Source organism: Microcystis sp. MC19 (assembly GCF_003019735.1).
Classification (GTDB): Bacteria; Cyanobacteriota; Cyanobacteriia; order Cyanobacteriales; family Microcystaceae; genus Microcystis.
In genome coordinates this window covers 2,494,949-2,516,615 of the sequence record NZ_CP020664.1, presented here as the reverse complement: position 1 = coordinate 2,516,615, position 21,667 = coordinate 2,494,949, and the positions used below count along the sequence as shown (strand labels likewise).

Annotated in this window: 24 protein-coding genes and 4 pseudogenes; 21 read left to right on the top strand and 7 right to left on the bottom strand. The window is 42.3% G+C overall.

Features of this window, described 5'->3' with window-relative positions; translation table 11 throughout:
• The first annotated feature begins 52 nt into the window (after positions 1-52).
• From B5D77_RS12730 to B5D77_RS27225, 4 genes and pseudogenes are all read left to right on the top strand, one after another.
• Positions 53-544, top strand: a complete 492-nt coding sequence (locus B5D77_RS12730; protein ID WP_106908944.1) for a type II toxin-antitoxin system VapC family toxin — start codon at positions 53-55, stop codon at positions 542-544.
• Positions 531-740, top strand: a complete 210-nt coding sequence (locus B5D77_RS12725) for a hypothetical protein (protein ID WP_002732654.1) — start codon at positions 531-533, stop codon at positions 738-740. The genes B5D77_RS12730 and B5D77_RS12725 overlap by 14 nt, the downstream gene beginning before the upstream one ends.
• Before the next feature lie 203 nt (positions 741-943).
• On the top strand, positions 944-1,105 hold the full coding sequence (locus tag B5D77_RS25865) for a hypothetical protein (RefSeq protein ID WP_159036963.1): 162 nt from the start codon (positions 944-946) through the stop codon (positions 1,103-1,105).
• A gap of 48 nt (positions 1,106-1,153) precedes the next feature.
• A pseudogene (locus B5D77_RS27225) lies at positions 1,154-1,243 on the top strand (transposase); the annotation flags it as partial.
• A 154-nt stretch (positions 1,244-1,397) separates the two neighbouring features.
• Here the strand turns inward: B5D77_RS27225 and B5D77_RS12715 are convergent.
• The 4 genes and pseudogenes from B5D77_RS12715 to B5D77_RS12700 form a co-directional block, all read right to left on the bottom strand.
• The gene (locus B5D77_RS12715) at positions 1,398-2,057 is read right to left on the bottom strand and encodes a PEP-CTERM sorting domain-containing protein (protein ID WP_106908943.1); all 660 of its coding nucleotides are present in this window, start codon (positions 2,055-2,057) and stop codon (positions 1,398-1,400) included.
• Between the two features lie 333 nt (positions 2,058-2,390).
• Positions 2,391-3,639 (bottom strand): annotated as a pseudogene (locus B5D77_RS12710) (ISNCY family transposase).
• Between the two features lie 487 nt (positions 3,640-4,126).
• Positions 4,127-5,304 (bottom strand): IS630-like element ISMae25 family transposase gene (locus B5D77_RS12705; protein WP_106908886.1). Its coding sequence is split into 2 segments (ribosomal slippage): positions 4,127-4,863 and positions 4,863-5,304, totalling 1,179 coding nucleotides; the frame shifts between segments, so codons are not numbered across the junction.
• 440 nt (positions 5,305-5,744) lie between these two features.
• Positions 5,745-6,296 carry a transposase gene (locus B5D77_RS12700; RefSeq protein WP_002759060.1) on the bottom strand — a complete coding sequence of 184 codons (552 nt, stop codon included), beginning with the start codon at positions 6,294-6,296 and terminating at the stop codon, positions 5,745-5,747.
• Between the two features lie 385 nt (positions 6,297-6,681).
• Here B5D77_RS12700 and B5D77_RS12695 point away from each other — a divergent pair, with 385 nt between their 5' ends.
• The 9 genes and pseudogenes from B5D77_RS12695 to B5D77_RS12660 all read left to right on the top strand — a co-directional run bounded on the left by B5D77_RS12695 (position 6,682) and on the right by B5D77_RS12660 (position 10,545).
• Positions 6,682-7,155, top strand: coding sequence for a type II toxin-antitoxin system VapC family toxin (locus B5D77_RS12695; RefSeq protein WP_008195957.1), 474 nt, complete (start codon positions 6,682-6,684; stop codon positions 7,153-7,155).
• Between the two features lie 4 nt (positions 7,156-7,159).
• Positions 7,160-7,348, top strand: coding sequence for a hypothetical protein (locus tag B5D77_RS12690; RefSeq protein WP_008195959.1), 189 nt, complete (start codon positions 7,160-7,162; stop codon positions 7,346-7,348).
• Positions 7,349-7,353: 5 nt separating this feature from the next.
• The gene (locus B5D77_RS27745; protein ID WP_255348744.1) at positions 7,354-7,479 is read left to right on the top strand and encodes a hypothetical protein; all 126 of its coding nucleotides are present in this window, start codon (positions 7,354-7,356) and stop codon (positions 7,477-7,479) included.
• Between the two features lie 138 nt (positions 7,480-7,617).
• Positions 7,618-7,893 carry a hypothetical protein gene (locus B5D77_RS12685; protein ID WP_002733756.1) on the top strand — a complete coding sequence of 92 codons (276 nt, stop codon included), beginning with the start codon at positions 7,618-7,620 and terminating at the stop codon, positions 7,891-7,893.
• Positions 7,890-8,174: pseudogene (locus tag B5D77_RS28100) on the top strand (clan AA aspartic protease); the annotation flags it as partial. The gene B5D77_RS12685 and the pseudogene B5D77_RS28100, both read left to right, overlap by 4 nt.
• Positions 8,175-8,326: 152 nt before the next feature.
• A protein-coding gene (locus B5D77_RS12675) for an ISKra4 family transposase (RefSeq protein ID WP_106908108.1) occupies positions 8,327-9,390 on the top strand; the annotation gives its coding sequence in 2 pieces (ribosomal slippage) (positions 8,327-8,483 and positions 8,483-9,390; 1,065 coding nt in all).
• Between the two features lie 55 nt (positions 9,391-9,445).
• Positions 9,446-9,538 (top strand): annotated as a pseudogene (locus tag B5D77_RS28095) (clan AA aspartic protease); the annotation flags it as partial.
• 240 nt (positions 9,539-9,778) lie between these two features.
• A complete protein-coding gene (locus B5D77_RS12665) occupies positions 9,779-10,156 on the top strand; it encodes a DUF433 domain-containing protein (RefSeq protein WP_061432720.1) in 378 nt (125 codons plus the stop codon).
• Positions 10,153-10,545: a DUF5615 family PIN-like protein gene (locus B5D77_RS12660; RefSeq protein ID WP_106908941.1), complete on the top strand. Its 393-nt coding sequence runs from the start codon at positions 10,153-10,155 to the stop codon at positions 10,543-10,545. The genes B5D77_RS12665 and B5D77_RS12660 overlap by 4 nt, the downstream gene beginning before the upstream one ends.
• 537 nt (positions 10,546-11,082) lie before the next feature.
• Here the strand turns inward: B5D77_RS12660 and B5D77_RS12655 are convergent.
• Positions 11,083-12,081 carry an IS630-like element ISMae24 family transposase gene (locus B5D77_RS12655; protein ID WP_106908334.1) on the bottom strand — a complete coding sequence of 333 codons (999 nt, stop codon included), beginning with the start codon at positions 12,079-12,081 and terminating at the stop codon, positions 11,083-11,085.
• 536 nt (positions 12,082-12,617) lie between these two features.
• On the opposite strand from B5D77_RS12655, the gene B5D77_RS12650 reads away from it, so the two are divergent.
• The 4 genes from B5D77_RS12650 (at position 12,618) to B5D77_RS12635 (ending at position 16,059) form a co-directional block, all read left to right on the top strand.
• On the top strand, positions 12,618-13,700 hold the full coding sequence (locus B5D77_RS12650; protein ID WP_106908940.1) for a sulfate ABC transporter substrate-binding protein: 1,083 nt from the start codon (positions 12,618-12,620) through the stop codon (positions 13,698-13,700).
• Positions 13,701-13,905: 205 nt separating this feature from the next.
• A complete protein-coding gene (locus tag B5D77_RS12645; RefSeq protein ID WP_106908939.1) occupies positions 13,906-14,286 on the top strand; it encodes a hypothetical protein in 381 nt (126 codons plus the stop codon).
• A complete protein-coding gene (locus tag B5D77_RS12640) occupies positions 14,283-14,951 on the top strand; it encodes a phosphatase PAP2 family protein (RefSeq protein WP_106908938.1) in 669 nt (222 codons plus the stop codon). Before B5D77_RS12645 ends, B5D77_RS12640 begins: the two co-directional genes overlap by 4 nt.
• Positions 14,952-15,060: 109 nt before the next feature.
• Positions 15,061-16,059 carry a sulfurtransferase gene (locus tag B5D77_RS12635; RefSeq protein WP_106908937.1) on the top strand — a complete coding sequence of 333 codons (999 nt, stop codon included), beginning with the start codon at positions 15,061-15,063 and terminating at the stop codon, positions 16,057-16,059.
• Positions 16,060-16,233: 174 nt separating this feature from the next.
• Here the strand turns inward: B5D77_RS12635 and cpcA are convergent, their stop codons facing one another.
• Both cpcA and B5D77_RS12625 read right to left on the bottom strand, forming a co-directional pair.
• Complete coding sequence (gene cpcA / locus B5D77_RS12630; protein ID WP_002803130.1) at positions 16,234-16,725, bottom strand: phycocyanin subunit alpha; 492 nt, start codon at positions 16,723-16,725, stop codon at positions 16,234-16,236.
• Positions 16,726-16,780: 55 nt separating this feature from the next.
• The gene (locus B5D77_RS12625) at positions 16,781-17,299 is read right to left on the bottom strand and encodes a phycocyanin subunit beta (RefSeq protein ID WP_002733930.1); all 519 of its coding nucleotides are present in this window, start codon (positions 17,297-17,299) and stop codon (positions 16,781-16,783) included.
• A gap of 670 nt (positions 17,300-17,969) precedes the next feature.
• Between B5D77_RS12625 and cysK the strand changes: the two genes are divergently transcribed.
• The 4 genes from cysK (at position 17,970) to B5D77_RS12605 (ending at position 21,534) form a co-directional block, all read left to right on the top strand.
• Positions 17,970-18,917 (top strand): cysteine synthase A, encoded by a 948-nt coding sequence (gene cysK / locus B5D77_RS12620; RefSeq protein WP_008207376.1) that lies wholly within the window; start codon positions 17,970-17,972, stop codon positions 18,915-18,917.
• Between the two features lie 15 nt (positions 18,918-18,932).
• Entirely contained in the window at positions 18,933-20,072 is a 1,140-nt protein-coding gene (locus B5D77_RS12615) for a cystathionine gamma-synthase (protein WP_008207375.1), read from the top strand.
• A gap of 33 nt (positions 20,073-20,105) precedes the next feature.
• Positions 20,106-20,642, top strand: coding sequence for an MgtC/SapB family protein (locus B5D77_RS12610; RefSeq protein ID WP_008207374.1), 537 nt, complete (start codon positions 20,106-20,108; stop codon positions 20,640-20,642).
• A 217-nt stretch (positions 20,643-20,859) separates the two neighbouring features.
• Complete coding sequence (locus B5D77_RS12605; RefSeq protein ID WP_008207373.1) at positions 20,860-21,534, top strand: hypothetical protein; 675 nt, start codon at positions 20,860-20,862, stop codon at positions 21,532-21,534.
• Positions 21,535-21,667 lie beyond the last annotated feature (133 nt).

Sequence of the window (21,667 nt, the reverse complement as noted above, 5' to 3'; positions counted from 1 at the left end):
AACCAAGATTAAATGCAGTAGGATAGACGTTGGATAGATTTTCTAGATTGCCGTGAGTGAAAGCGTCTATATTGAAACCAGTGTTATTGGCTATGTGACAGCCAGATCGACCAAAAACTTGGTTGTTGCTGGTAATATTGAAACGACACGGGATTGGTGGCAAAATCGCCGTAATGATTTTGTTCTCTATATTTCACAGGTTGTTTTAGATGAAGTCGCTAAGGGAGATACAGAGATTGCTTTGAAAAGGTTAGAAATTGTCAATGAAATGCCTTTGGTTGAACTCAATCAAGCTGTACGCAACTTGGCAGCCCAGTTTCTTATACGAAGCAACCTTCCTGCCAAAGCTTCTGATGATGCGGTTCACATTGCTGCGGCGACTGTCCACGGGCTAGATTACTTGTTAACATGGAACTGTAAACATATTGCCAACGCTCAAATTCAGAGGAAGTTGGCAGAGCTCAGTCTTGATTTGGGATACGAGTTACCCATAATTTGTACTCCTTACGAACTTTTAGGAGATTATAACGATGTGGCAAGATGACATTTTAGATGAAATTCATAAATTTCGAGAAGAACACGCTAAATCCTTTAACTACGATTTGGATGCAATGTTTGTAGATTGGCAAAAAAGACAAGCAGAAAGTGGCAGGCAGGTAGTCAGCTTACCACCAAAGCAAGGTCTAACAAGTCGTTGGAGCCGACCAAAACAGGATGAACCACAAGAATCTCAAATCTAATCGTGGCGGCTCAACTTAGCCGTTATGCCGACCAGCGAGTCAAGTGCGATCGTTCCGATTGTAGTGATCGCCGATCTTGTAGGGTGCGTTAATGAAATGTAACGCACCTTATCTAATGTTCAAAATTCCTGCGTTAGGCTGACGCTAACACACCCTACTGGGCTAGAGTAGCGGTTTTTAGTCCAGTTTCGGCGGCTAGGATCATGGAAAAAGTAGGCAAGGATGGTCTTTACTTAAAATGTCGGCTTGAAGGAACCCTCGGTTTTACCGATGAGATGAAAGGTTCCGCCAGTTATAGCAACAGTGAATCACCACTAAGAACAGTTGTCAACCTAATTTTAGTATGTTATAATAATTGGCGGTAGTTCGGTCGATACGCAAAGCTTGGAGGAAAACCATCTCAATATCAAGCCATTGATGAGGCTATTCGGACAGTTCAGTTTGTTCGCAATAAATGCCTTAGATATTGGCAAGAAAATCAGAGTGTAGGACAAAAAGATCTTTAAAATAATGGCAGAGATGATTAATTGCCCTCAACCCCCCTGCCACTCCCAGATCGCTGGTGTGGGACACCCGCGACTAATCAAAGAAAATGGTATCAGTTATTTAAAAAAAACCGACCAAAATGTATTCGAGGTGTCCTCATGCTTTATTGATCTATTGCTGCTTGTTGTGTAACGATCTTGAAACAGATCTGCCCACGACACCCGCCAAACCAAGGGCGGCCAAACCTAGAACCGCAGAGGGTTCAGGAACCGCAATCGGAGTCGGATTAGGAGGATTTTGGATGTACTGGTCAGAGAAACCGTTGATAAAGGCGCCTGGGCCATTCAGAGTCCAGGCGGAGGTTACGTCAATGGCTTTTGTGCCAGCACTGAACGTGCCAGTAACGGTGGGACCAGTTGAAATAAACGCCAGAGTACTGGGATCTAAATTTGTCGCAGTAAGTGATTTACTGAAGGGTGACCCCATAGTATTACCCTGTGCATTTGTACCAGCCGAAGCAAATTCGTTGGTGAAAGTGGCTGGAATGGTTACCTTATATTTAAGGGTGCCTGGTGTCTCCAAAGCCATATTGGCACCAGGACTAGCAGAGTAGTTTAACTGGAAGACACCACTAACGAAGCCAATGGTTATTTGGTCTTGTGGATCAACTGAAGTACCAGTGATAAGGAAGTCGGAAAAAACTTTGTCCCCTAGAGTGACCGTAAAATTAGGAGTTGAGAAGTCTGCCACTGTGAAAGTGACAGCATTAGCGACTTCCGAGAGGGTTAAAATCGCCCCAATGCTTGCCACAGCTAGTAGTCCACGGTTCATGTGTTTACCCAGCAATTCTCATTTTGAAAACAAAAGAAGATAAAGTTCTCTATGTGAACAAGAGAACTTCTGTCTAATTATCATTTTTTTTCAAGATAATCATCATAATTAGCTTCAAGAGACAGTTTTAAAATATCTGCCCATAAAAAACTTATCTCAACTCATAAATTTAGCTGAAATTCTGACCTAATTTCTGGTTTTTTCAATGAATAAAATAATCTTTCCTTCTCTCGAAAAATTGACATTTTTAACTAGAATTTATTTTTTTGAGCGGGACATATTCGGTAAGAATAAACAAGAAAAACTCTGACCAATTCTTAAACCAAAAATATTTTAATAAAGTACGAATATCATTAAAAAAACTGGTGCGAGTAACTAATAACTCACGAATCTTTTGATAAGTATGATTAACTAAATCTAAAACGGTATGAAATAAAAAAGCTAGTAAATTTAAAGACAACAAGAACTCGCATAAATGACTTTGACCATGACCAAAATTATGTTCTAAATTATAACCGTGATTTTTAAGAACGTTATTTCCTTCATTCTCAACTTTCCATCTGCTGCGTCCAGCTTTGACAATTTTTTCAACATTATTTTCAGTAATTTCATGATTGGTAATCCAATTATTTTGATAGATAATTTTCTGTGTTTTTTCATTAATGACCGTGACTTCACACCAATTAACTTCGAGACTTGACTCGACCTCTCTCAGAGGAACTCTAGAAACATAACGATAACGATAAATGAGATTCTTTCCTCCATCCCATTGTTTCTTTTCTACGGCTTTAACTTCTCCACTTTTTTTTAAAAATTCTAGCCATTCATATAAGGTTTTATGAGAAGTTTCAAGACAAACAAAAATAAAATTATAACCTTGTTTTAGAGCTAACTCACAGATAGGTTGGCGAGAGTATAAGTCATCTCCTAACAGGGTTACAGGATAACCATACTTCTTTTGATGATTCTTATCTAACCATCTTTTAACAGCCGCATTTTCACAATCTTGTTTTTGCTGCCCATCTTGTTTTTTAATAAATTCTGGTTCTAAATTAATCACTTGTTTTTGCTCAGGAGAAACCACAATTGGCGTGACGCAACCATGAAAATAAGTTGTCGTTCCATTACGAGCATTGCGGCAATTACAATGGGGACAACTAATTTTCTTTGAAGAAAAATATTCCGTACCATCTAAAGCTATTAAAATTTCCTCATCTAAGTAGAAAAATTTTTTAATAACTCCCTGTTTTTTTAACCATTGATAGACTTGTTGAAAAGAGCCAAATATTGTGGCAGCTGGGATAGGATCTAACAGGTTTCTGATTTGATTATCACAAGGTATTTTTTTGATACCAAATAAACTTGAAGCATTATCTTTTCCCTTACTACTTTTCATCAAACGTTGATGCTCTAAAAAAGAAGGTGACTGAGTAAAAAAAACCGAAAAAGCCGCCTTAACTGCATCTTCTACCTGATATTTGGTATTGTTTCCTGGTTTTCTGTCATCGGGTAAGTCATGTAATTCTTGAACTAAAAATTGTATTAATTCAGGAATTTCTAAAGTCACAGCCTTTTTCGTCATCGCAGAACAGTTTGATTAATTAATATTTCCAACTTAATAATTTTACCTCAACAGACAACAATCATCAATTTTTATTTGGTTCTCTTTCTGATGTAGAGAACTTTTGTTCTAGATTTCTCCCATCTTTCAAATATTTTGAGTATAAATACTCTATATACTCACTTCTCTGCGATGCAGTCGCACTCGCGGGAGCGCATTTTGTAGCTTGCTTAAAGCTTTGTTTCTGTCTGTATCACTTGTTACTTTTTAAAATGAGAATTGCTGGTGTTTACCAAGATTTGTCTTTGTCATTGTTTTTCGGTATTTTTGCCAGGAAAGGAAACGTTATTCAGCCTCAATCCTAGCAGATAACCTCGCTAAATGTCAAGAGATATTGTAGGGTGCGTTAATGAGATGTAACGCACCTTATCTAATGTTCAAAATTCCGGCGTTACGCTGACGCTAACACACCCTACTGGACTGTTTCAGCCCTAGTGGATTGTTTCAGCTAATTTGGTGCAATAGATTCTCCCGATTCCTCCTCCTCAAACACAGGATAAAGATGTTTCAGCTTGACCCTGGCATCGCTGGTCGTAAACGTCCATATTACTGTAGATGCAGTCTGATTACGTTCTTTTTGCCATGTTTCTATCTCCCTTTTCAGTTCTTCCTTGCTAGAAATCCTTCTATCTAAACATTGCCTCGATAAGACGCTTAGTTCAGTTTCGGCTACATTTAACCAGCTACCATTACGAGGTGTGTAATAAATTTCCAGTCTTCTAGCTAAACGATGAGCAACGGGTGCTGGAAATGCTTCATAAAGCGAGGCTATGTTATGAGTGTTGAGATTATCACAGACGAGCTTGACTTTTCGAGCCTTTGGATAGTCCACATCCAATAATTGACGAATTTCTTCTGCCCAATCTATTCGGGTTCGACTATCTCGGTTACTCACCCGTCTCCATCCTCGATGGGGGTCAAAAAACATGAACAAGGCTTGAACCCCTTCACGACTATAGTGATAGTCTTCTTTTTTATCTTGTCCAGGTTGCATGGGTATCGGAGGGTAAACTTCTCCAAGTAGTTGCTTTGATGCTTCATCCATCGCAATTAACGGTTCTTCTTCCGATGGCTGAGTGCCATACAGGTCAAGGACAACTTCCATCTGGGCAACAAATCGGGCTAAATCCTGTTCCGGAATACAGTATCTTTGGGTTTTCCAAGGGCGTAATTGGTTTTTTTTAGAGTACGCCACACCGTTGGACTGGAAATCTCGGTGATAATTTGTCTTTGTTTGAGTTCCGAGGTTAATAGTCGGATTGTCCACTCGGCTCGGCCAGATGGTGGCTCCGAACAGCACAGGGCAATGATTTGGGCAGCGGCGGCTCCATCAACTTTTGCTGGAGTGGGGGGAGTTTTTCTCGATTTCCGTTCTAATGCTGGTTTTTCGCCTTTTTGAAGAAATCTTTGACGAATACGTCCCACTGTATTTCTATGGACCTCTAAAGCTTCGGCTATTTCTTCATCTGTCCATTTTCTTTTCGCCTGTTCTCCCTCGTCACACATCAGCAAAATCCGAGCGTGGAGAATTTTTTTAGCCGGTGCATAGCCATTACGACTGATTTGTTCGAGGTTTTCTCTTTGTTCCCCTGTTAGATTGACTTTATCTCGCCGACCTCTTCCCATGATTGATGTCCTCTGCTTGTTCGAGCTATTGCCCTATTTTAGCTGAAACAGTCCACTAGGGTGCGTTAATGAAATGTAACGCACCTTATCTAATGTTCAAAATTCGTGCGTTACGCTGACGCTAACACACCCTACTGGACTGTTTCAGCCCTAGGGTGCGTTAATGAAATGTAACGCACCTTATCTAATGTTCAAAATTCCGGCGTTACGCTGACGCTAACACACCCTACTGGACTGTTTCAGTTAATGAAATGTAAGGCACCTTATCTAATGTTCAAAATTCCTGCGTTACGCTGACGCTAACACACCCTACTGGACTGTTTCAGCTAATTTGGTGTATTAGAAAAATGCTAGAAATTGTATAATCTAAGACTTTAAGCCGAAATCTATCGCCTCATTTTAGCTGAAACAATCCACTATATTTGATACATTTATATTGCTTAATCATCCCAAAAACCTTCAGGCTTGGCTATACGTTCACCACTACCCCAATCCTGGGGATAAATTCCTTGAGCGATAAACCGATGGATACTGGAATATTGCCAATCTTGAGGATTTTCACAGAAACCATGCCGCACTGGATTGTCATGAATATAATCGCAATGTGTTGCAAAATCTTGTTCATCTCGGATTAAATGCTCCCAAAATCGGCGTTGCCAAAGATTCCCTTCTCCTCGTTTTTGCCGCGATCGAGAAACTTCACGATTAACCCCCAATGCCTGCCCATAATGCTTTGTGACATAAGTTTTGATTAATCGTAACCTTACCGAAAAATCTTGATCATCATCTGGTAACGTCCATAAACAATGAAAATGATCAGGTAATAGAACAAAAGCATCAATCACAAAAGGATATTTCACTCTAACCTTTTCGATTCCTTGCCTAAGCGCTTTTCTAGCCACATCACAACAAAGCCAAGGCTCTCTCTGATAAGTGACTTGAGTAATAAAGAAAGTCCCTCCAAATACATGAGGTCTTCGATAATTAGACATTTGGATCGTAGAGTGTATTAATGAAATGTACAACTTGAATGATAATCAACAAATTCGTGCGTTACGCTAACGCTAACACACCCTACTGGATTGTTTCAGCTAATTTGGTGTATTAGAAAAATGCTAGAAATTCTATAATCTAAGACTTTAAGCCGAAATCTATTGCCCTATTTTAGCTGAAACAGTCCACTACATCATATCTGAAGCGGGGAACAAGGACGCAATCAGAGCCAAAACAGATAGGCGCAAGGAGCGTTAACGGGGAGTGCGATCGCTGATCTCGTAGGGTGCGTTAATGAAATGTAACGCACTAATTCCCTCGCAAACCCTCAAAATAAAGCTCAAATGCGATAGAATGAGGGACAAATAAAATTCAGAAAGTGCTGTGAGGGAAACCGTCTATATTGAAACCAGTGTTATTGGCTATCTAGCCGTTAGACCAAGCAACAACTTGATCTTCATGGCAAATTTGGAAATAACCAGAAGATGGTGGGAAACTCGCCGTAGTCAATTTACCCTTTACATCTCGCAAGTTGTCTTAGATGAAGCGGGACAGGGTGATACAGAAATGGCAAGCAAGAGGCTAGAGATTCTGCAAAGTCTCTCTGTGCTTGAGCTTACCGACACTATAGAAGACTTGGGAATGCAATTCCTCACTAGAAGTAATCTTCCCGCTAAAGCATCCGATGATGCTATTCACATTGCCGTAGCCACCGTTCATGGATTAGATTACTTGCTAACATGGAACTGTAAACATATTGCTAACGCTCAAATCCAAAAAAAGCTTACCGAAATCTGCCGTGATTTTGGCTATAAATTGCCGACCATTTGTACACCCTATGAATTAATGGGAGAGTAAATTTATGTGGGAAGATGAAATTCTTGAAGAATTGCACAGAATACGAGAAGAGCATGCTAAATCTTTTAATTATGATTTCAAAGCCATATTTGCTGATTGGCAGAAAAGACAAGTCGCGAGTGGCAGACAATTAGTATCACTGCAACATCAACAACAGTTTAACAAGGCGTTGGAGCCGACTACCCAAGAGTGATATGTTTGAGCAAAGGAAATCCGGCAGCGGCTCAACTTTGCCGTTATGCCGACCAGCGAGTCAAGTGCGATCGTTCCGATTGTAGCGATCGCCGATCTTGTAGGGTGCGTTCCCTAATGCAGGATTTTTGAGAACGCACCATGCACATTGATTGAAGCTGTGAGGTTAGGTGCGGTGCTGCTCTTGTGGGCCCAGTTGAGGAATGTTAGCGAAGATTGCCAATGTTTAGGTTAAAATAGAGGGGCAAAAGTTGCCACAGGGTCGCTTCAATGACAGTTCGACAACCCCGCTACAGCAAAGAAGAATTTGCCCGACGTGGACACGAAGTCTATGAGTCTCAGGTACGCTCCCAAATCGAGGAAGGGAATCATGGGAAGATTGTAGCAATAGACATCGAAACAGGGGCTTTTGAAGTGGCTGACGACAGCCTAACAGCTGCTAAACAACTGTTAATACGTTTTCCTGATGCACAAATATTTGGTATTCGCATTGGACATCGTGCCGTCCATCGTTTTGGCTTTCGTTCCCCCAGTGTGTCGCCATGATGATGGGGAGCGTCAATTCGCGCCGAGAAGCAATTATTCAATTCGTAGTGCTAGGCGAAAATCACCAGAGGCAAGCGATTAAAGCAGTTATTGACACTGGTTACACTGGATTTCTCACGTTGCCTTCCGCTATCATTACAACACTAGGATTAACGTGGTATATGCAAGAAGAGGGAATCTTGGGCGATGGAAGCCTCTGTATGTTTAACGTATTTGAGACAACTGTGATCTGGGATGGTCAGATCAAATCTATTGAAATCAATGAGTCAGAGACAGATCCATTTCCATTAGGGAGCATCTCACTTATGCAATGAGTATTAATACTTATAGCAGTCAAAAACTAGAAAATCTTCAACTTGATCACAAAGAGAAATGAGATTATAATAGTTATAACTTACAATTCAGAATAGCTCTCGATGGGAGGAATAATTCAATGTTATCAGAAAATGAAAAAAGAATTAAAGAGTTATGTCAAGAGTTAGGGCAATGTCTCTATGAGCAATCCCAAATTAAGAAATTTAATAACTTGGGAGAGATAGAGGAGACAGTCAGAGATTTAATGATTCATTATGTTAACCCAGAAATCGGTATTTTTTTGTCAAAACAAGCACAGAAGAAACTGCCGGTCGGACGAGAAAAGTGAAAAGTATTTTGGGGGAATTACCAATTACAGAAAAACAAGCGAAAAAATTAGAAATAAAGTCTCGGACTCAGATGAGTCCAATGTTAGAGAAGAACTGTTTGCTATTAAGTGGCGATGAATCCTACGAAAAATCGGCGCAGAAAATCAAATCATTGACAGGGATTGCTGTTTCTCACAGTACCCAACAACGCCTCGTACATCGATATGCTTTTGAAGAATTACCGTCTAACCCAGAAGTGGAAGTGGAAGAAATGAGCCTAGATGGCGGTAAGGTACGACTAAGAACTGCCAAGGGAAAAGCCTTAATTTGGCGTGATTATAAAGCAGTGAGTTTTCATCAACTGGGGGTAGCGGCTTTTTTTCAAGATAACTCAGCTTTATTAGATTTGGTTAATTCTCAAGTTTTGGCCAAGCCTTTAATTTGTTTAGGAGATGGACATGATGGTATCTGGAATTTATTTCGTGAGATCGGAGAGAAACAGGAAAGAATTGAAATATTGGATTGGTATCATTTAATCGAAAACCTCTATAAAGTTGGCGGGTCATTCCAGCGAATTGAGGAGGTAAAATGTTTTCTATGGAAGGGGGACGTGGACGCCGCTATCTCTTGTTGTGAAGGATGGTCAGAGCCGCAAGTTGAGAATTTTATTACTTATTTAAACAAGCATAAACATCGAATTGTCAATTATGGTTATTTGCAGGCAGAGGGGATTTCCATTGGCTCTGGCTCCGTCGAATCAAAAATTAAACAAATTGCTCATCGTCTTAAAATTACTGGTGCAAGTTGGCAATCTTGTAATGTACCGCAAGTCCTTCGTCATCGCTGTGCTTATCTAAATGGTTGCCTTTTTTAACTTTTTTATTGATCTCATTAAGCATTTCTACTTATTGCAAAGGTGAGATGCTCCCGATCCATTAGTTGGTATGGGTTTACTTGATGGCTATGAGTTGAATATTCAGGGTTTTGCTGGAGGATTAGTGACAATTAAACCTTTGTCATAGTGCGATCACAATCGCCGTAGGGTGCGTTCCCTAATGCGGGATTTTTGAGAACGCACCATGCACATTGATTGAAGCTGTCAGTCTAAGTGGGATGCCGAAGGCACGGCGTAGCAGTACACTGATCTTGTCGCGTAAGGGGCGGGCTATAATGAACTGTGAACCTGATTGGTCAGAAAAAATTGACCAATATTTGTCTGGTGAAACCATTGACCATTCAGTGGATTCTAAGGAGCTAAGGGAATGACCTGGACGGCAAACCAACAAGCGAAAATTATCCGTACAGAGCGAGGACTGACGATCGCTGGCACGCGCATCACCCTCTATGATGTGATCGATCTCCTAAAAGCTGATTATCCTCCTAAACTGATTCGTGACACATTTAACCTCACGGACGCGCAAATTGACGCAGCTTTGTCCTACATTGAGGCAAACCAAGCTCAGGTCGAGGTTGAATATCAAGAGGTTCTTCAGAATAGGGAAGAAATTCGCCAGTACTGGGAAGATCGTAACCGTGAACGCTTTGCTCGAATTGCAGCAATGCCACATAAACCAGGACAAGAAGCGTTTTGGGCAAAGCTTGAGGAGCAGAGAGCCAGACGTGCCGCACAAAAACAATGACTTTCTTAGTTGACTACAACCTCGACGGTTATGCGCTGATTTTTCTTGGTATATTGGCAAAACGTGGTTGGCTTGAGTTTCAGTCTGTCCAATTTGTCACCTTTAGAGAGGTTGGATTGTCGATGGAAAGTAGCGATCGCGTAGTCTGGTGCTATGCTCAAGAACAGGAGATGATGATTCTTACTGCTAACCGAAATATGAAGGGTGATGATTCCCTTGAGCAGGTTATGCGAGAAGAGAACACAGAGAAATCGTTTCCAGTGTTGACGATTGGAAATCTCGATCGTTTGAGTGAAGCTGAGTATAGAGAGCGCTGCGCTGAACGACTGATCGAAATTGCTGTAGATATTGATAATTACAAGGGGGTTGGTCGGTTATTCATTCCATGATATTGTCGGCTACGCTTAAAAATTAGGGCGATCGCAGTCTTATCGGTGAGATGCACGGCATAACTTAGCCGTTATGCGGCAAGTTTCTGAATAGATCGCAATCGCTGTAGGGTGCGTTCCCTAATGCAGGATTTTTGAGAACGCACCATGCACATTGATTGAAGCTGTCAGTCTAAGTGCGATGCCGAAGGGACTGCGTAGCAGTACGCCGACCTGGTAGGGTGCGTTAATGAAATGTAACGCACCTTATCTAATACCAATTCTCCAAAGTCTGACTACAGAAGTTTAATCCCCCTAAATCCCCCTTAAAAAGGGGAACTTAAAGGGGGATTTAAATTCGATGTGTAGTTTTCATTTAGAGAAATGGTATAATGTTCAAAATTCGTGCGTTACGCTGACGCTAACACACCCTACTGGACTGTCTCAGTGCGATAATGCAAGTCCTACTGCTCCACCAATAGATTTTGGGGAACGCACCATGCACATTGATGGAAGTCGTTAGACCGCTTCAATTTTAGGGTAATAGTTGCTAAGTACCTAGGCAAAATTAATTACATACTCGCCTCCAAAATTGTCCAGCACTTTTTTAACGTAAGCGAGGAGGCTCTTTCGGTCTTTATAGGCGCTAAATTCAATCCATTCATATTTTAAAAATCTCCATAATATTTCAATTAAATTTAAATGAGGTGAATAAGTGGGCAACCAAAATATTTTCAAATTTTTCTTTTCCCATTCCTCAAGTTTCTCCATAAATGCCTCGCTGGTATGAATGGAAGCTTGGTCAATTATTATGACAGTTTTTTTCTGTATATTTTGGGAATATTTATCCAGAAAATTAATAACTATCTCGCTAGTAACCGTTCCGACCTGTGTCTCATAAAATAATTGATTATCTCGTTTCATTATTCCTAAAATATTTAGTCTTTTACCTTCAATTGGTGGTAACTTTATCGTGGTTTTTTCTTCTTGCCAAGCGTAAGGAATACAAGGCTTTGAATCCCATCCCATTTCATCCAAATATCCTATCTCAATCTCTCCTCTTTTTTCCTGTTTTTTTAGTTCTTCTAAAATAGGTAGTTTGACCTCAAGCTCCCACTCATCAGGGGTTTTGGCGACCCCTCTTCTCACCCTTTTCCACCTCATGTTGATTTTTTTTATGAGTCTTTTTATCGTGTCTTTGCTTACGGTTAATTTCCATTCTTCTACAATTTTTATCTGGATTTTTTTTAAGCTTTTCGGTTCTTCTTTTACCCAGTCAATAACTTGTTGACCTTGTGCTTCTGTCAATTTAGGTTTTCTCCCTCTTCCTCGACGATTATAAAAACCAATTAGTTTTCTATCTTCCCAGGCCGTCAACCAATTATAGATGGTCTTTCTCGTAACTCCAAATATTCCGCTCAATTCTTCTATCGTGGTTCCCTGAAAACTTAAGAGTATACATTTCGCTCGCTCTCTTACTTGATGATGTTTACTAGCTCGATAAATTCTCTCTAGCATTTTCTGGCTCTCGGGGTTTAGGTCTCTAATCAATCTCATGGTATTTTCCTGCTGCTTCGTTTTTTTATTTATTATACTTCTTAATTTTTTATTTGGGTAATTAATTTTGCATGACTACTTAAAGTCCGCTAACTTCACCGGTGAAGCCACCTAGGGAGAGGTTTTTGATCGCTAAAAAATTTTTTCTTTTCCATAAAAACGATAAAATCTCTATTCTGGAAGCATAAAGAGGCTTCAGGCGAATTTAAAGGCATATTTAAGCCCTATAAATCGAATATTTCTAGTTTTTCGACCTAATCAAGCCATTAATAGCTTAATTTATTGGCATCTAACCCAACTGAGACAGTATAATTTTTCTCTGATGTATTGTAATTGTTTTTTATTTCATATAAAATACAATCTCAGAGAAAATACCTAAGTAGGTGGGTGGAATTAAATATAAAATGAACGTAGGTTGGGTTGAAGCATGAAACCCAACGCCCGCATGGGTTACGCTACCGCTAACCCATCCTACAAATAATTGTGCCTACCTACTTAGCAATCTCCCATAAATAAACAAAGGAGCCGATGACATCGTGATCCCTGATCCTAGATCCTCAAAACCGAAAACCCTCTTACCTTTTATTTCTCTAGCTACGGCTGCCGTCGTCACAACGGGAATCGGACTAACTTCTAGTCCCCTATCGGCATCGAGTAATCTGCTGGCAAGTCCGGATAAACAGCAAGCTAAACAAAAAACTGTGGAAATCACCCTGGTTTCCTACGCGGTGACTCAATCAGCCTACTCAAAAATCATTCCTCTATTCGTCAACAAATGGAAAAGAGAGAAAAAACAGGATGTGGTGATTAAACAGAGTTATGGCGGCTCTGGTTCCCAAACCCGCGCTGTTATCGACGGATTAGATGCAGATGTGGTAAATTTGGCCATCGGTTCCGATGTGGAACGCTTGCAAAAAGCGGGTTTAGTTAACCCCGGTTGGCAGAAAGAATTACCCAACAATGCCATCGCCACTCGTTCCGTGGTCGCTTTAGTTACTCGTCAGGGCAATCCCAAAGGAATCCGCAACTGGCCAGATCTAGCCAAATCGGGGATTAAAGTCATTACTGCCAACCCGAAAACCTCTGGGGTGGCCCGGTGGAATTTTCTGGCCCTGTGGGGATCGGTAACTCGGACCGGCGGCAGTGAAGCACAAGCGACCAATTTCGTCCGCAATGTCTATAAAAACGTGCCTGTACTACCCAAAGATGCCCGGGAAGCCAGCGATGTCTTCTTTAAACAGGATCAGGGGGATGTGCTGCTTAACTACGAAAACGAGGTGATTCTGGCCCGTCAAAAAGGAGAAACTGGTTTTTCCTATACTATTCCTCCGGTCAATGTTTCGATCGATCCGCCCGTGGCCGTAGTCGATAAAATAGTTGATAAACGCAAAACCCGGGAAGTAGCGACAGCTTTTGCCCAATTTCTCTTTACTCCGGAAGCGCAGCGGGAATTCGCCAAGGTGGGTTTCCGTCCCGTTAATGCTAATGTGGCTAAAGAGTTTAGTAAACAATATCCAAAAGTGTCGAATCTTTTCCCCTATACTGCGGTTGGTAGCTGGGATGCGATCCAGAAAAAATTCTTCGCTGATGGGGCGATTTTTGACCAAATTCAGCGTTAATTAGTAGTGAGCCGTCAGCTAAGTAAGTGGTTCTGATTAATTGATCCCCCCTTAATCCCCCCTTAATCCCCCCTTAATAAGGGGGGTGCCGATCCCCCCTTAATCCCCCCTTAATAAGGGGGGTATCTGACAATTTTCAACAGCTACTTACTTAGATAGCTGATGGCCAAAAAAACAAAGCTGATAGTTAGTAACTAAAAAAAAGATGTATCTACTGGACAAAATCAAAAACGGAACCTTGGTATTGATCGGTTACTTATTATCGCCCCTGTGTTGGTGGAACGATCTAATTTTTAATCTGCCGATCGCCTACGGTTTCGGTCGTTTAATTGCCTGCTTGCACGCCGATTTTTTTCTACCAGCGGCCATGGTTGGTTATTGGTTATCCAATCTGGTGGGAATTCTGCTGATGCAGTTCGGAACGAAAGAATTAATCGGTGGAGAGAAAGAAGAACGCCATTGGCAAAAAGAATTAAGAAATGGATTACTTTCCTCGACTGCCTATACATTAGTTATTCTGGTCTTAATTCATTTTCAGGTATTAGAAATGCCCCTGTTATCCTCGATCGCCACTTTTTCCCCGTGATTCCCAAAACCTACTTAAACAATAGCTTAATTTTCTTAGCCATCTTGTTAACATCGCTAACTTTTACGGATTTAGCGCTCGCTGTTGAGCGGCATCCCCAAGGATTTGCTTGGGAAAAATCCCTAATGCTATCTATTCATCAAACTACTAATTTAAACCTAAACTTTTTGGCCATAAAACTAACGGGATTAGGCACTTATTGGGGAGTAGCTCCGATACTAACAATTTCACTGCTGATTTTTGCCCTCAAAAAATACTGGTATGGGTTCGCTTATCTCCTTGTGACTATGGCGGGAGGTTGGGCAATTAGTTATAATCTCAAGATTTTTTTTCATCGAAATCGCCCGCAATTTTGGCAGTTATTTTATCCGTTACCCGATGATTTTGCCTTCCCTAGCGGTCATGCTTTATTTAGTTCCCTGTTAGTGGTTTCTTTACTGATCCTATCTTGGAGAACGCGCTGGTTTTTCGGGGTGGTTTTACTGGGAATTCCCTTGGTTTTGATTATTGCTTGGACTCGTCTTTATTTAGGAGTTCACTTTCCTAGTGATATCCTTGCCGCTTGGCTTTTAGCGATCGCTTGGTCCCTCCTAGTTCATATCTGGTGGCAACAGTTATTAAAGACACCCAAGGCGATCAACACCCAAGAAGAAATTAATAATTAATCGGCCTACTTGCTGCAAAAAAAATATCACGTTATACCTAAATTTTTGGAAAAAGCTAATCAAAGCCCTATATTAATTATCGTTTGATACTCGTCGCTGACACTGAATCATGAAACCAAAACTGCGTCAAGGGAAGGGTCTATCCCTGGGACGGTTTCACAGCCGTCCCCTTGCTTTTTTCACTTTAGTTCTTCTGTGCATTTTAACCTTTACCTTAGCCCCGTCATCGCCCCTGATGGCCACGTCTAAATCTGAGACTAAGATAGACTTTGTATCGCCGGCGTGGGTAGCACAAAATCTCAACGATCCGAAGTTAAAAATTCTCGATGTGCGGATTAACCCTTTGGAATATATCACCGGTCATTTACCGAAAGCGGTGAATATAGCCGACAATAATTTTCGTGGTCCAAACGGATTTTTGCCGGTTCAATATTGGCAAGAGGATAAAATTGGCAGTCTCTTTGCCGCTGCGGGAATCACTAACGGCGATCTAGTGCTGGTATATTCCGATGGTCGCGATGTCTTGGGGGCAACCATGGTCGCCTATTTACTAGAGCGATCGGGTTTCCGAAATGTGGCGGTCTTAGATGGTGGTTTTAAGGGTTATAAGGGTTCCGAACAAAAGGTAACTAAAGAATTCCCTAAATATCAACCCGGGAGCTTTACTGTCCGTGATAATCCCTCGATTCGGGTAAATTTAGCAGAAGTAGAGAAATTGCTCGGCAAACCCGATGTGGTTTTTATCGATCCTAGACCCGAAGAACTTTTTCAGGGGAAACAGGATATCTGGCTGAGAAATGGTCATATTCCGGGGGCGAAAAATATACCCTGGCCGACCTTTACGGAAGCGAATAATCCGGATGAATCCCTGAAAAATCCTCATAAATTGAAATCTTTAGACGAAATCAGGAAGATTCTTGCCCAACGCAACATCAAGCCCTCGGATAATATTATCGTCAGTTGCAGTACCGGACGGGAAGCGACTTTACAGTATATTGTCCTCAAACATCTGCTCGGTTATCCCAAGGTGCGAATTTATGAGGGTTCTTGGACAGAGTACAGTACCACGGATCTGCCCGTCGCTACCGGGCCAGAAAAAGCAGTCTAAAGTCAAGTTTGTCGGTTTATACTCGTTGTGTTTAACCATCTTGCCCAAGATGGTTTTTTTGTTAGGGTAGGTTCCCGAGGACGACCAAGTTAGACGGACGCAAAAAAACCTCGGCGCTCATCCCGAGGTGAATTTAGGAGATTTGAGCTTATGTTGACGTGAAGTTGACGGGAATTAGCTAAGGGCGTTGATCACATAATCAATGTAGGAATTAGCTTCTACAGCAGCATCCCCACTTAATCCGTGATTGGTTTTGATGTATTTTAAGGCTTCGATATACCAGCTAGGAGATAGTTCAAAGGCACTATTAATTTCACTCAAACCGGCGACTAGATATTCATCGATCGGGCCTGTACCCCCCACCACGAGGGCATAGGTGATAATTCGGATATAGTAGCCGATATCGCGAACGCACTTGGATTTCCCCCGCTCATCGTAGGCATAGTTCGGCCCCTGGAGTTGGGTGGTGTAGGGAAATTTTTGATAGACAGCGTTGGCTGCTTCTTGGGCTAAACTGGGGGCCTTTTGGGCGAGGATTTTTACCCCTTCTAGGGTGATGGCGGCCTGACGGAAACGACCGAACGCCACTTGTAATTCAGCACTGCTGAGAAAACGGCCTTGGGAATCGGCAGTAGCCACCGCTTCGGTTAAAGGTGTCTTGGTCATTGATGGAATTGCTCCTACAAAAGTTTAATCGGATTGAGAGAAGAAAGTCACAGCATCAGGAAACTGCCGCCGCCGCTCGATCGAAGTAGGAAGCGACTTCTGCTAGTAAAGAACTGCAATCCCCGCGAGTGATCCCGTTGGGATCGGCCGCTAGGGCAAGGGAAGCGTCCTTGAGCTTGAGAATTCCGGCCGCAACAGAAGCCCCCGGAACTCCTAGGGCGACGTAGGTTTCCCGGAGACCGTTCAAGGCGCGATCATCGAGGATGCTGGCATCGCCGGTGAAGGTGGCATAGGTAACGTAGCGCAGGATAATTTCCAAATCCCGCAGGCAGGCGGCGGCACGACGGTTTGTATAGGCGTTGCCACCGGGAGCAACTAAAACGGGCTGTTCTGAAAACAAACTACGCGCGGCATCGGTAACGATCGCAGAAGAATTACTGGAAAGACGATTGACTACATCCACGCGTTTATTACCATCTTTGACGAAGGCAATTAGGGCATTGACTTGATTCTCGCTCAGGTATTCCCCCCGGGTATCGGCCTGAGAAACGACTTTGGCAAAGGCATCTAACACCATAGTTTTCATCTCCTATAATGATGATTGGTTTCGGCAAAATATCGAGGTTGATTTCTCTGGCTTTTCTTTATTTTTTCCGATAAAGTATCTAGGAGTTTTTTTCTTGGGACTATACTATCGTCCTTGAAAAAAGTTTTACTCTCCCTTGGCCAGATTTTTTTGTATATCGAGGAACAATTCTTGTTAATTGAATTTAGCCTTGATCCCCTTTTACAGTAATATTTCGTTTTTGCCATGAATTATTTTATAAACTATATTTACACCTTTGTTTATTAAAAATTATTTCCTAAAAAAGCAGCAAAAAAATAATTTTTTAGGATAAATCTCAGAAAACTTTCTTAAATGTGTAACCCTATACTAAGAAAAAGTATCGCTCTTTTCATATCTCTAATAATTCCTTTAAGTTATTTAAAGAGATGTGCTTTTATATACTAATAATAGTTAACTAAATTAAGAGAAATTTCCCAAGATGATTTTATCGATTGTGCTTCGATATACAAAAAAAGTGGCAAGGCAAAAAAATCGACAGGGATAATCCCCGCCGACGTTGTGATCAGAGGTGCCAACACCAGCATTTTGCAGTGTACTCCGACTTAAAAAGTATTGTAAAACATCTTAAATACATATATAATCAAAAATAGCCAACAAGTATAAAGCAAGTGGGATTATGCCGATCGCAAGAGACATCACCCAATTGGTAGGACGGACTCCCCTAGTCCAACTGAATCGAATCCCAGTGGCAGAGGGAGTAAAAGCCCGCATCGTCGTCAAACTGGAAAGTATGAACCCCGCCGCCTCGGTTAAGGATCGCATCGGGGTCAGTATGGTGGAGGACGCTGAAGCCGCCGGACTAATTCACCCCGATAAAACAATTCTGGTGGAACCCACTTCCGGCAATACCGGCATCGCCCTGGCCATGGTAGCCGCTGCCAAAGGCTATCGCTTAATCCTGACTATGCCCGAAACCATGAGTTTAGAACGAAGGGCGATGTTAAAAGCCTACGGGGCGCAATTAGAATTAACCCCGGGTAGCCAAGGCATGAAAGGAGCGATCGCCCGGGCCGAGGAAATAGTCGAAAACATCCCCAACGCCTATAGTTTGCAACAGTTCCGCAACCCGGCTAACCCGAAAATTCACCGAGAAACCACTGCCGAGGAAATCTGGGCCGATACCGACGGCCTGGTAGATATCGTTATCGGTGGCGTGGGAACCGGGGGAACCATTACCGGTATTGCCGAAACCATCAAACCCCGTCGTCCCCAATTTCAAGCGATCGCAGTTGAACCCTCTAATAGTCCCGTGTTATCGGGGGGGCCACCCGGGCCGCACAAAATCCAAGGCATCGGGGCCGGTTTTATCCCGGCAATTTTCCGACCGGAATTAATCGATGAGGTGATTATCGTCGATGATACAGAGGCTTTCGCCTACGCGCGACGGTTAGCTCGTCAGGAGGGACTACTATCGGGCATCTCGGCCGGGGCCGCTTTATGGGCGGCGATTCAGGTGGGCAAAAGACCCGAAAACGAAGATAAATTAATCGTCATGATTCAGCCTAGTTTCGGGGAACGTTACCTCAGCACGGCCCTGTTTAAAGACCTCGAAGATATCGACTAATAGGACAATAAATTAATGGAATTTGAAACGAGGGCGATTCATGGGGGGCAAGAACCAGACTCTAGCCATGGGGCGGTAACGGTTCCCATTGATCTCACTTCCACCTATCAACAGGAAAAAATCGGTCAACCCGGAAGCGATGAATATTTCAGGACCGGCAACCCGACGCGCCGGGCCCTAGAAACGGCTTTGGCTGCCTTGGAGGAGGGCCAATATGGATTAGCTTTCGCTTCGGGATTAGCGGCCATTACCACGGTTTTAAGTCTCTTAAAAAACGGCGACCATCTAATTGCTGGAGACGATCTCGACGGTGGAACCTATCGTCTTTTGGAGAAAGTGGTCACTAATTGGGGTGTAAGCACAACCTATGCCGATATTAACGATCTGGCCGCTTTTGAGGCGGCGATGCAACCGAATACTAAATTAATCTGGATTGAAACCCCCACCAATCCTCTCTTAAAAATTGTCGATATTCAAGCTTTAGCAGCGATTAGCAGGAAACATAACCTAATTTTGGTGGTGGATAACACTTTTGCTTCTCCCTACTTCCAAAGACCCCTAACATTAGGGGCCGATATCGTTGTCCATAGTACGACTAAATACCTGAGTGGTCATAGCGATATTATCGGTGGGGCGGTGATTACTTCTGATCCTCTTCTCTACGAGCCTCTTAAATTCTACCAAAATGCGATCGGTGCGGTTCCTAGTCCCTTCGATAGTTGGTTAGTTCTGCGAGGATTAAAAACCCTGGCGGTGAGGATGCGGGAACACGAGAAAAATGCCCTATTTATCGCCTATTTTCTGGCTAATCATCCCAAGATCGATCGAGTTTATTATCCCGGTTTACCCAGTCATCCCCAGCATAGTCTCGCCCGTCAACAAATGTCGGGATTCGGCGGCATGATTAGCATCGGGTTAAAGGGGGGATTAACGGCAGCGACGGCTTTTGCCTCGCGATTGCAATTATTTTTACTGGCAGAAAGTTTGGGTGGTGTGGAGTCTTTGGTCTGTTATCCCCCTTTGATGACTCACGCCTCAATGCCGGAAAAAGAACGCTTAAAACGAGGTATAACACCAGCTTTACTACGATTATCGATCGGGATCGAGAATAGGAACGATTTAAAGCGGGATCTGGAAAAGGCTTTGATTGGTTAGGCGAAGTTTTTATCTCATTTGTTAGGTTAAGCAATGTTTTTTAACTCGGAAGATTGGCAAACGATTATTTTTCGGCTGAGTATGGCTATGGCCGTCGGCTGTCTGATTGGTTATAACCGACAGCGAGGCGGTCGTCCCGCCGGATTGAGAACTTTTATCATCGTTAGTCTCGGGGCTGCCATGTTTGTCATGATTCCCCTACAAGCGGAAGGAGATGTGGGTTATGCGTCTTCTAATGCTCTCAGTCGCACTATTCAGGGGGTCGCTTCTGGTGTCGGTTTTTTAGGGGCGGGAATCATCCTACAACAATCCCATCGGGAACTAAATAAGATACAAGTAAAAGGCTTGACTTCGGCGGCGACTATCTGGTTAGCAGCAGGATTAGGGGCCGCTTCTGGCTGCGGTTTATGGCAGATGGTTCTCGTGGGAACTTTTTTTACTCTCTGCACTTTAAGTGGCATTAAACGACTGAAGAAAAAACAACCTTTAGCCAAATATATTAAAGGTCGTAAGAAAATATCTCGGATCAATCAAGAAATAGATTCATCGGATAATTCAGCACATCATTAATAAAAAAAGCGATAAAAAATTAATTTATATTGAGAGAATAAAAGCTTTTTTTACTGGTTTTTAGTTCAAAAAACTTATGCTTTTTCCTGCAATTTATCTGCCAAAAATATGATAAATTATTTATGAAATTTCTTGTAAATAAACAACAAATAAATATTTTGTGTGATAGCATTTAGATGAAGTAACCACTTTTCTGAATAGGGGAGAAAATCCAAATATGATCAACCGAAATAAGAGCTTTAAAAGCCTCAAAAATCAAATTTTCCAGCTGCTAATTTTCCTCTTAACTGTCACTTTGCTCCTAGGGGGAAGGGCAAATGCGATCGCCTTGCCGCTACTCCCCGAACAGTTGGCCGTCATCGACCGTGCAACGGCAACCGGCGGCACTGTGGTGGAACCAGTTAAGAAAAAAAATGAGGTTTCTAGGCCAAAAATTCTCGAAGATGCCCAAATTGCCTATGAAAAAGCCATCCAAGCGACAAAATCGGCTATCGATGACCTAAATGCTCAACTAGCTGCTCCTTCTCTCGACAAGAATATTATCGAAGCTCAACAGGACAACCTAGAGGACTTAGCAGATAATATTGACGATCTAGGGGAAAAAGTGAGCAAATTAGGGAAAAAATTGGTCAATTCTGGGGCTAAACTCAGTGAAACCCTGCAAAACAACCTTATTACCCTAGAAAATAGCCTTGTTAATACCTCCGAGACGATCGATATCTTAGCCGACGACACCGAACGACTCAAAGACAATGCTTCCCCTTTCCTGAAAACTCGCGTGGAAAAAACCATCGACGCGGTTAAACAGACTCTACAGGAAAGCGATCGAGCTTGGCAAGAACTGATCTCCTCGGCCACCACGGAACTGGAGAAGACTAACACCCCGAAATAAATAGGGCTTGCAAGGGCATAAAATCAGTCTTTTTTGGGGTAATTATCGTTTTTACCCCAAAATTATCAAATCCGATCCCTAATAGCTGTATCCCGTCTCCTGTCTCGACTAGGAAATTAATTTTGCACGACTA